At 56.3% G+C, this 6,503-nt stretch carries 7 protein-coding genes and 1 tRNA gene; 2 read left to right on the forward strand and 6 right to left on the reverse strand.

Annotation, left to right across the window (positions count from 1 at the left end; all coding sequences use genetic code 11):
• Nucleotides 1-34: 34 nt before the first annotated feature.
• The 4 genes from B3229_RS00460 to ilvL form a co-directional block, all read right to left on the reverse strand.
• Nucleotides 35-964: a branched-chain amino acid transaminase gene (locus tag B3229_RS00460; protein ID WP_033753504.1), complete on the reverse strand. Its 930-nt coding sequence runs from the start codon at nucleotides 962-964 to the stop codon at nucleotides 35-37.
• A gap of 12 nt (nucleotides 965-976) precedes the next feature.
• On the reverse strand, nucleotides 977-1,240 hold the full coding sequence (gene ilvM / locus B3229_RS00465; RefSeq protein ID WP_033753506.1) for an acetolactate synthase 2 small subunit: 264 nt from the start codon (nucleotides 1,238-1,240) through the stop codon (nucleotides 977-979).
• Nucleotides 1,237-2,883, reverse strand: a complete 1,647-nt coding sequence (ilvG, locus tag B3229_RS00470) for an acetolactate synthase 2 catalytic subunit (RefSeq protein WP_286867679.1) — start codon at nucleotides 2,881-2,883, stop codon at nucleotides 1,237-1,239. The genes ilvM and ilvG overlap by 4 nt, the downstream gene beginning before the upstream one ends.
• A gap of 149 nt (nucleotides 2,884-3,032) precedes the next feature.
• The gene (gene ilvL, locus B3229_RS00475; RefSeq protein ID WP_071813600.1) at nucleotides 3,033-3,131 is read right to left on the reverse strand and encodes an ilv operon leader peptide; all 99 of its coding nucleotides are present in this window, start codon (nucleotides 3,129-3,131) and stop codon (nucleotides 3,033-3,035) included.
• Nucleotides 3,132-3,459: 328 nt separating this feature from the next.
• Between ilvL and B3229_RS00480 the strand changes: the two genes are divergently transcribed.
• Entirely contained in the window at nucleotides 3,460-4,980 is a 1,521-nt protein-coding gene (locus B3229_RS00480) for a YifB family Mg chelatase-like AAA ATPase (protein ID WP_286867687.1), read from the forward strand.
• Between the two features lie 27 nt (nucleotides 4,981-5,007).
• On the opposite strand, the gene B3229_RS00485 is transcribed toward B3229_RS00480, so the two are convergent.
• On the reverse strand, nucleotides 5,008-5,346 hold the full coding sequence (locus tag B3229_RS00485; protein WP_033753510.1) for a DUF413 domain-containing protein: 339 nt from the start codon (nucleotides 5,344-5,346) through the stop codon (nucleotides 5,008-5,010).
• A gap of 121 nt (nucleotides 5,347-5,467) precedes the next feature.
• On the opposite strand from B3229_RS00485, the gene hdfR reads away from it, so the two are divergent.
• Nucleotides 5,468-6,292, forward strand: coding sequence for an HTH-type transcriptional regulator HdfR (gene hdfR / locus B3229_RS00490; RefSeq protein WP_033753511.1), 825 nt, complete (start codon nucleotides 5,468-5,470; stop codon nucleotides 6,290-6,292).
• A 108-nt stretch (nucleotides 6,293-6,400) separates the two neighbouring features.
• On the opposite strand, the gene B3229_RS00495 is transcribed toward hdfR, so the two are convergent.
• Nucleotides 6,401-6,476: transfer RNA gene (locus tag B3229_RS00495), tRNA-Trp, on the reverse strand.
• Nucleotides 6,477-6,503 lie beyond the last annotated feature (27 nt).

Raw genomic sequence — 6,503 nt, forward strand, 5'->3', positions numbered from 1 at the left:
ACGCGGGCACAGCTGCGCCCGCGTGACTCTCTTGTTATGGGTTAACCTGATCCAGCCAGCCGTATTTGTCTTCGGTTTCGCCAGTGAACAGGCCGAAGAAGGCTTTCTGGATTTTTTCGGTTACCGGACCGCGTTTGCCTTCACCGACCTGAATGCCGTCAACGCTGCGTACCGGCGTAATTTCTGCGGCGGTGCCGGACATGAAGATCTCATCAGCCAGGTAGAGCGATTCGCGCGACAGTACCTGCTCGCGTACTTCAATGCCCATATCCTGCGCCAGCTTGATGATGGCGTCGCGGGTAATGCCCGGCAGCGCGGAAGAGGTAAACGGCGGAGTAAAGAGAATGCCGTCTTTTACTTCGAACAGGTTTTCGCCTGCGCCTTCAGAGATATAGCCGTTGGTGTCCAGCGCGATGCCTTCCTGATAGCCGTGACGACGCGCTTCGCTGCCCACCAGCAGCGAGGAGAGGTAGTTGCCGCCTGCTTTCGCGGCGGTCGGCAGGGTGTTCGGTGCCACGCGGTTCCATGAAGAAACCATGGCGTTGATGCCGTTTTCCAGCGCTTCTGCACCCAGGTATGCGCCCCACGGGAAGGCGGCGATGATCACGTCAGTGGTGTAGCCGTCCGGCGGGTTCACGCCCAGGCCGACATCGCCGACAAAGGCCAGCGGACGAATGTAGGCGCTTTTCAGGTTGTTGTCGCGCAGCACTTTACGCGTCGCTTCCATCAGCTCTTCTACGCTGTATTTCAACGGGAAACGATAAATTTTCGCTGAGTCGTGCAGACGCTGCATGTGTTCACGGTGACGGAAGACTACCGGGCCTTTGTGCGAGTCGTAGCAGCGCACGCCTTCAAACACAGAAGTACCATAGTGCAGCGCGTGAGACATGACGCTGACCTTGGCGTCTTCCCACTTGACCATCTCCCCATTGAACCAAATAAAGTCAGCTTTCTTCGTGCTCATTCTTATTTCCTTTCACGACCAGGCGTGGATTTGTTGTGATGTTTGTTGCTGGATTTCGACATTAGCGACATCCATTAATTTGCTTAACTGCGAAGACAGTAAATCGACTGAACGCTGGCTGGCAACGGTCATTTCGATATTAATGTTCTCGCTGTTGGCCGCCGCGCCCATGTTCATGGCGCAGACCTGGAAACCGCGATGGCGGACGACGCGTAAAATGCGCTCCAATATTTCAGGGCGAAAGCGAGCTTCGATAGACAATTGGTGCTGGTTCATACGGTTTTCTCCATCATGTTTGCGTTGCTGGTGCCAGGCGGCACCAGTGGCCAGACGTTTTCATGCTCATCAATCGCAACATGCAGGAAGTAAGAACCTTCACTGTTCAGCAGAGCATCAAGGGCGGCGTCGACCTCGTCTTTACGGCTAATACGCTGGCCTGGGATATCAAAGGCGCTGGCCAGCGTCAGAAAATCGGGGTTATCGGTCAGAATGGTTTCGCTGTAGCGGCCGTCGAAAAAGAGCTGCTGCCACTGGCGTACCATGCCGAGGCGCTGATTATCGAGCAGCAGGATTTTCACCGGCAGTTTTTTACGTTTGATGGTGCCCAGCTCCTGGATATTCATCATGATCGAGCCGTCGCCCGAGACGCAGATCACGGTGTCGTCGGGACGGGCGACCTGCGCGCCGACTGCGGCGGGCAGGCCGAAGCCCATGGTGCCCAAGCCGCTGGAGGTGATGAAATTTTCCGGCGCGTTGAAGTTCATATGCTGCGCGGTCCACATCTGGTGCTGACCGACGTCGGTGGTGACGACGGCGCTGGCGGGTTTGCGATCGGAAAGCTGTTTCAGCAGCAGCGGCGCGTAGATCGCTTCGCCGGGATGATCGTAGCGCCAGCTGAATTCCGTTTTCATCGCCTTTACCTCTTCGCGCCAGCCGGCGATCTGCATCGGCATGCTCAGCGCGGGCAGGATCTGATTCATGTCGCCCTGCAGCGAAACGTGCGCGCGGCGCAGTTTATTCAGCTCGGCCGGGTCGATATCGATGTGAATGACGCTGGCGTGCGGCGCGAAGGTGTCGAGCTTGCCGGTGACGCGATCGTCGAAGCGCGCGCCGACGGCAATCAGCAAATCGCAGGACTGAACCGCCAGGTTCGCAGCCTTGGTGCCGTGCATACCCAGCATGCCCAGATAAACCTCGCTTTCGCTATCGGCGCTGCCGAGACCTTTCAGCGTGGCGACCACAGGAATGCCGGTCTCCTGCGCCATGGCGCGCAGCGCAGGCACCGCCTGCGCCATACCGACGCCGCCGCCGATATAGAGCATCGGCTTGTGCGACTGCGCCATCAGCGCGCGCGCCGCTTCGATATGCTGCGGCGAATGGGCGAACGTCTCTTCGACCGGCAGCAGATGCGGCGTCAGCTCGCCGCTGGCGATTTGAATATCTTTAGGGATATCGACCAGCACCGGTCCAGGACGGCCTGACTGGGCGATAGCAAAGGCTTCCGCCATGACGGAAGGCAGCTCATCCAGCGACTCAACCAAAAAGCTGTGTTTGGTGCAGGCCAGCGACAGGCCCAGCACGTCGATCTCCTGAAAGGCGTCGGTGCCGATAAACGCCGATGAAACCTGACCGGTGATCGCCACTACCGGCACCGAATCCATCATCGCGTCGGCCAGGCCGGTGATTAAGTTTGTCGCACCAGGGCCCGAGGTCGCAATGCAGACGCCCGTTTTTCCGGTCGCGCGCGCATAGCCGATCGCCGCGACCACTGCGCCTTGTTCATGACGACACAGTAGGTGTTCCACGCCGCCATCGTAGAGCGCATCGTACACTGGCATGATGGCGCCGCCAGGATAGCCAAATACAGTGTCGACACCCTGCGCGCGTAAAGCCTGAACTACCCACTGTGCACCTGTCATGGTTATTCTCCTGTATCCTTAGGGGAACAACAGAATTTTATGCTACTGCTCATTGTTTGCTCCTCGGTAATCCGCTGATATTTGCGCTGGTCGAAAAAAAACCCCCGGACCTTTCGGTGCGGGGGTTTTTCGAATTCCAGGCTTGATTTTTAAGCCTTTCTTTCTCCAAGCGTAGCCCCGCACGGTGGGTTAATAATCACCACCACGCTAATCACGACTAGGCTAATCACTTGTAGAAGGGCTTTCATCTGTTGTCTGTTTTTTCGTTTGTTCGAAGTAATACCTACAGAGTTATCACAGTTAGAGGTGCGATGACAACTTTTTCCATCTGTTTTTTTATGGCCCTTGCGTCGTTAATCAGATATCAGACTGTAAATAAACGCTTATTTTATGCGTGACAAATATTCATCACGTCCGTGACGCAATAATTAAGCCCGCAATTTGTTAAGCAGCTCCAGAAAAAATGTTTTCGGGTGAATCTCCCGCCGCTTTGCTGCGGACTCTGCCGAAAGATAGATTTCTGGCTCTCGCTGTCACCTTTCGGCCTCGCCATAATCGCCCCGTTAAGGAGCGGTTATGACATTGTCCAGAGTTCTTACCCGAGCGGCGATAGGCGTAGAAGCACCGCAGGTCACCATAGAAGCGCATATCAGCAGCGGCCTGCCCGCGCTGACGCTGGTCGGCTTGCCCGAAACCACGGTGAAAGAGGCGCGCGAACGGGTACGCAGCGCCATTATTAACAGCGGCTTCAGCTTTCCAGCAAAGCGCATCACCATTAATCTGGCGCCCGCCGACCTGCCTAAAGAGGGCGGACGTTACGATCTGCCGATGGCGCTCGCGATTCTCGTCGCGTCTGAACAGCTTCCTGAGGCGAAACTGGCGCAGCATGAGTTCGTAGGCGAGCTTGCGCTCAACGGCGCGCTCTGCGGCGTTCAGGGCGCGATTCCGGCCGCGATGGCGGCGATGCGGGCCGGACGGCAGCTGATCCTCTCTTCGGAGAATCAGCAGGATGTCGGCCTGATTCAGCATGGCGATACGCTTGTCGCCGCCCATCTGCTGGAAGTCTGCGCCTGGCTGCAAAATCAGGGCGAGCTTGCGCGCGCCCATTATCCGCAGGATCGGTCTGAAGAACCGACGGAAGACCTGAGCGATATCATTGGTCAGGAACAGGGACGTCGGGCGCTGGAGATTACCGCAGCGGGCGGTCATAACCTGCTGCTGATTGGCCCTCCCGGCACAGGCAAAACCATGCTGGCTACGCGACTGCCCGGCATTATGCCGCCGCTCAGCGACGCAGAAGCGCTGGAGTGCGCCGCTATCGCCAGCCTGGTAGATAAGGTCAGGCTGCAAAAGGCCTGGCGTAAGCGCCCTTTTCGCTCGCCTCATCATAGCGCGTCGCTTTATGCGCTTATCGGCGGGGGGGCGCTGCCCCGGCCTGGAGAGATTTCGCTGGCGCATAACGGCGTGCTGTTTCTGGATGAGCTGCCGGAATTTGATCGGCGGGTGCTGGATGCGCTGCGGGAGCCTATCGAGTCTGGCGAAATCGCCATTTCCCGCGCCCGCGCGAAAGTGACCTATCCGGCGCGCTTTCAACTGATTGCCGCCATGAACCCAAGCCCGACAGGTCACTATCAGGGGCAGCATAACCGCTGCTCGCCGCAGCAGGTGCTGCGTTATCTGAGCAAACTCTCCGGGCCTTTTCTCGATCGCTTCGACCTGTCGATTGAGGTGCCGCTGCTGCCGAGCGGGATGCTGAGCCGACGTCCCGAGGCGGGCGAAAGTTCAGCCAGCGTCGGTGAGCGGGTGATGAAGGCGCGCGCGCTGCAAATGGCGCGTGCCGGCAAGATTAATGCGCATATGAGTAACGTCGACATCAAGAGGTGGTGCGATATCGCCAGAGAGGATGCGGAATGGCTCGAAGAGGTGCTGAATCAGCTGGGATTATCCGTGCGGGCATGGCAGCGCATTTTAAAGGTGGCGCGGACAATTGCCGATCTGACGGGTGAAGAGAGGATTTTACGGAGTCATCTGCAGGAGGCGGTCGCTTATCGCAGCATCGACCGGCTAATGATTCATCTTCACCGCAGCCTGGAATAAAAAATGGGGCTGATTGCCCCATTTTGTTTAGTCATCGCTGTCGCTGTAGTCTTCAACCGTATCCATCTGCGGCTTGCCGCCTGAGAGCGTATGAAAACGTTTCGGGCGCTTAATGCGAGTGGTGTATTTAGACCATACGCGCTCAGCTTCAGTTTGCGGCTCACGCAGACCACGACATACTTCTAAGAAAAGACGCTCTTCTTCCGTAGTCGGCTCACGCTTTGCTAAATCGAGTTCATTAAAAGCGAAACCATGACGTTCCAGCAATTGGGCTTCTTTAATGGTGAAATCACCATGCCGCGAGAAACCGCGCGGATAATGTTTGTTATCAAAGAAACGATTTGTGGTTGAGAAGCTTTCCGCCATCTTACACGCTCCTGATTCTCTTATGGCCGAGCTATTAATGGCGCGGAGTATTAGATAGGCTTGACAGAGTGTAAAACAAAACATTTAAATCTATACGACAAACATTTTTTGGGAGAAAGCTGTGGATACGGAATTACTGAAAACTTTCCTGGAAGTGAGCAGAACTCGCCATTTTGGGCGGGCTGCGGAAGCACTTTACCTCACACAGTCCGCCGTCAGCTTTCGCATCCGTCAGCTGGAGAATCAGCTGGGCGTTAACCTTTTTACTCGTCATCGCAATAACATACGGCTGACGTCGGCGGGAGAACGCCTGCTGCCCTATGCGGAAAGCCTGATGAGCACATGGATGATGGCGAAAAAAGAGGTTTCGCATACGCAGCAGCATCACGAGCTGTCAATAGGGGCCAGCGCGTCGCTCTGGGAGGCCTATCTGACGCCGTGGCTGCAAACCCTGTATGAGAATCGAGAGAGCCTGCATCTTGAAGCGCGCGTGGCACAGAGGCATCTTCTGGTTAAGCAGCTTCATGAGCGCCAGCTGGATCTGCTGATCACTACCGAAGCGCCGAAGATGGATGAGCTGACCAGCCAGCAGATCGGCCATATCTCTCTGGCGCTGTTTCGGGCGCGTAAAACAGAGAAGCGAGAGAAGTACGATTACATCAAGCTGGAATGGGGTGCGGACTTTCATCAGCATGAAAGCTATTTGTCAGGCGGCGATGATGTTCCGGTGCTAACCACCACCTCGGCGCACGTGACGCGCGAGCTGCTTTATACCACGGGCGCCTGCGCCTTTTTGCCAGACTACTGGCATAGCCTGTACAGCGATCTTATGGTGATCCCGGATACGCCGGTTGCGGTGCGTCCTTTATATGCCGTGTGGCTGCAGAACAGCGATCAGCAGGCGCATATTCGACAGCTGCTTAAGTTTCCGGTACTGGCGCGCTGACATTGCAGGCTAAATAGGGAAGAGGCTGACGTTGTCGGCCTTTTTTTGATCTTTTTGCCGAATAAAAAGCAAAAAAAATCCTTTGCCGAAGCAAAGGATTCTTTTTTCTGGCAGGGGCGGAGGGACTCGAACCCCCAACACCCGGTTTTGGAGACCGGTGCTCTACCAATTGAACTACGCCCCTAAAGAGGGTGGCGGTGCGGACGGGACT

This window comes from Pantoea sp. UBA5035 (assembly GCF_002415245.1).
In the GTDB taxonomy this organism is placed as follows: domain Bacteria; phylum Pseudomonadota; class Gammaproteobacteria; order Enterobacterales; family Enterobacteriaceae; genus Pantoea; species Pantoea septica.

Coding starts and splice junctions, on each gene's coding strand:
- ilvL (WP_071813600.1), bottom strand. CDS start 3,131: ATGAAAGCCCTTCTACAAGTGATTAGCCTAGTCGTGATTAGCGTGGTG.
- ilvG (WP_286867679.1), bottom strand. CDS start 2,883: ATGACAGGTGCACAGTGGGTAGTTCAGGCTTTACGCGCGCAGGGTGTC.
- B3229_RS00485 (WP_033753510.1), bottom strand. CDS start 5,346: ATGGCGGAAAGCTTCTCAACCACAAATCGTTTCTTTGATAACAAACAT.
- ilvM (WP_033753506.1), bottom strand. CDS start 1,240: ATGAACCAGCACCAATTGTCTATCGAAGCTCGCTTTCGCCCTGAAATA.
- B3229_RS00480 (WP_286867687.1), top strand. CDS start 3,460: ATGACATTGTCCAGAGTTCTTACCCGAGCGGCGATAGGCGTAGAAGCA.
- B3229_RS00460 (WP_033753504.1), bottom strand. CDS start 964: ATGAGCACGAAGAAAGCTGACTTTATTTGGTTCAATGGGGAGATGGTC.